The following is a 2,619-nucleotide window of genomic DNA, read 5'->3' on the forward strand; positions in this document are numbered from 1 at the left end:
CTCCTCACGGGGGCCGGGCGGCGGTGTCATCGGGCGGCCACCGGGGCCAGTCCGGAGCGCAGCCTGCGGATGACCGCGGCGCGTTCGGGGTCCATGGCGGCGATCGCCTCCGCCAGATGGCGCTGCGGCATCCGGCGCAGCGCGTCGGCGCTGAGCGTCCGCAGCCGCCGGGCGACGTCGCGCTCCAGGCGGTCGGCGTTGCGGCGGTGGTGCACTATCACCGCGCAGTAGGTGCGGACGGCCTTGGTCAGCAGCCGGTCCGCGTCGGGGTCGTCGGCCAGCTGCTCCAGCACCAGGTCGAAGGCGCGGACGAAGTCCAGCTGCCGCTCGTCGCCGATCTGGGTGAGCGAGGTGGCGACCGCGCGCCGGTAGAAGACGCCGCGCAGTCCGGTGACGGCGTAGCTGTCGGCGAGCCGGTGCAGCCGCCATATCCACGGGCGGTCCTCGGCGGTGCGCAGGCCCTCGTCGAAGTGCAGGGCTCCGCGGTCCAGCAGCCGCCGGTGGTAGATCCCGGCCCAGGCGTACGGGTAGTCGACCATGGTGGCCCGGTCGGCCGGGAGGATCGACTCCCTGGGGTCCAGCACCTGGTCGCGACGGGCCTGCGGGGCCTTCTGGATCTGCCGCCGGGCTCCGGTGACCTGGACGTGGTCCACCCGCAGGAAGTCGCAGCCGTGCCGCTCGACGGCGCCCAGCAGCCGCTCCAGATAGCCGGCACCGATCCAGTCGTCACCGTCCAGGAAGGTGAGGTACTCACCGCGGGCCGCGTCCAGGCCGACGTTGCGCGCCCCCGCGAGGCCCCGGTTGTGCTCGGGCCGGACCACCACGGCACCGGGGAGGGTGCGGGCGTACTGCTCCAGGACCGCCGGGGTGGCGTCGGTGGAGCAGTCGTCGACGAGCACGAACTCGAAATCCGCCCGCGTATTGGCGGCCAGACTGCGCAGGGTGTCGGGTGCGAACGCCTGCACATTGTAGAAGGGGACGATGACCGACAGCTTCACGTGATTTCGCTCCTGCGGGGCCCGTGGGCGCATACGCGTTTTCTCGGCGTGCTCCGGGTGAGGACCGGCGACCGGCCCGGGAGGATCTCCGCCCCGGACATTCCCGAAGCTCTGGGCAGGCTGTTCCTGCACACCTGATCCGTCTCGGACTCTACCTGCCGCAGCGCGCACGGTGGAAGCCCGACCTGCGGGGACCGGCGACTTCTCCCCTCGTTGCCCGGAAATTAACCCTTCATCAGGGTCTCGGCCACCATGGCTTCACCTTGTTCCGGTATTTGCCCGGACCGTGTTCACCGAGCGGACACTTTGCATTTCTCGGATTGTCTCCGCCAGTCCCTTCGACTGCCATGGTGGTCTCCCTATGCTCGCCGGGTCACACAGAACCGGAGCTCTCAATGCGTATCGTCGTCCTGGCCGATTCGGACACCCGCTGGAAATGGGGCGCCCTGCTGGCCGGACAGATCTGCCCCGACGGCGGAGCCGAGATCCGCGCGCATCTGCTGCGCGGCCGGGCCACGCCGACGGAGCGCCAGCTGGCCGAGGTCGGCGTGGCACCCGCCTCCATCCGGGAGACCACGGTGGCCGACTTCCTCGCCGAGGCCGGCGAGGAGGGACCGCAGACCGTGGGCGGCGCCGACGTGGTGATCCTGGCCCTGGTCGGCGGCGGCGCGCAGGCACTGCTGCACGGACTGGCCCGCGCCTGGCGCGGCCGGGCCCGGCGCCCCCTGGTGGTCACCGGCTATGTCGGCGTGGTCTACGAGAAGCTGACGGACGGTCTGCTGCTGCGGGCGGGCGCCGACGTGGTGCTGGCCAACAGCGCCTACGACGCCCGGCGCTTCCGGGAGCTGTACGGGCCGCTGGGGGTCGACACCCGCAGCGTGGTCCGCGCCGCCCTGCCGTTCCTGGCGGGCCGCGGCGAGCAGTACCGGCCCTCGGAGAGCCGGCCGTTCACGGTGGTCTTCGCCGCGCAGCCCTCGGTACCGGAGCCGCGCGCCGCCCGGCTGCACCTGCTGGAGCGGTGCGTCCGCCATGCCGAGCTGCACCCGGAGCGCCGGGTGCTGGTGAAGCTGCGCAGCCGGCCCGGGGAGCACACCACGCATCTGGAGGAGCACCCCTACCAGCGGCTGGTCGCCCGGCTGCCGCGTCCGCTGCCGGCCAACTGCGAGCTGGTGTACGGCAACATGGGCGAGGTCCTGGACCGCACCGACCTGCTGGTCACGGTGAGCTCCACCGCCGCCCTGGAGTCCCTGCAGCGCGGCATCCCCACGGCGGTGCTGTCGGACGCCGGGGTCCGCGAGTCGCTCGGCAACCACTACTTCACCGGGTCGGGCTGCGTCGCCTCCTGGGACCAGCTGGACGGCGGCCTGCTGCCCAGCGCCGACCGGGACTGGCTGCGCGACCAGGGCGTGCTCGATCCCGAGCCGTACCGGGAGCTGCGCGGCCGGGTCGCCGAGCTGCGCGCCCTGCCCGCCCTCCCTGCCCTGGCCCCGTACTACACGGCGCAGAACGCCCCGGCGTACCTGCCCGGCGTACTGGCCCGCTACGGCGTCGCGCCGGACGGCGCCCCGCTGCCCACCGCCGCCAGCACCGCCGGAGGGACCGGTACCCGCCGCGCCGTCCG

2 protein-coding genes are annotated in these 2,619 nt (G+C 73.1%); one reads left to right on the forward strand and one right to left on the reverse strand.

Going from position 1 to position 2,619, the window contains the following annotated elements; all coding sequences use genetic code 11:
• Positions 1 to 26: 26 nt before the first annotated feature.
• Positions 27 to 1,031, reverse strand: a complete 1,005-nt coding sequence (locus AOK09_RS31190; protein WP_055590588.1) for a glycosyltransferase family 2 protein — start codon at positions 1,029 to 1,031, stop codon at positions 27 to 29.
• Positions 1,032 to 1,393: 362 nt separating this feature from the next.
• Between AOK09_RS31190 and AOK09_RS40540 the strand changes: the two genes are divergently transcribed.
• A partial coding sequence (locus AOK09_RS40540) for a DUF6716 putative glycosyltransferase (RefSeq protein WP_055590589.1) occupies positions 1,394 to 2,619 on the forward strand: 1,226 nt, incomplete at its 3' end.

This window comes from Peterkaempfera griseoplana, assembly GCF_001418575.1.
GTDB lineage: Bacteria > Actinomycetota > Actinomycetes > Streptomycetales > Streptomycetaceae > Peterkaempfera > Peterkaempfera griseoplana.

Bases quoted from the DNA above. Each gene is read 5' to 3' on its own strand.
- AOK09_RS31190 (WP_055590588.1), bottom strand. From the start codon at position 1,031: ATGCGCCCACGGGCCCCGCAGGAGCGAAATCACGTGAAGCTGTCGGTC.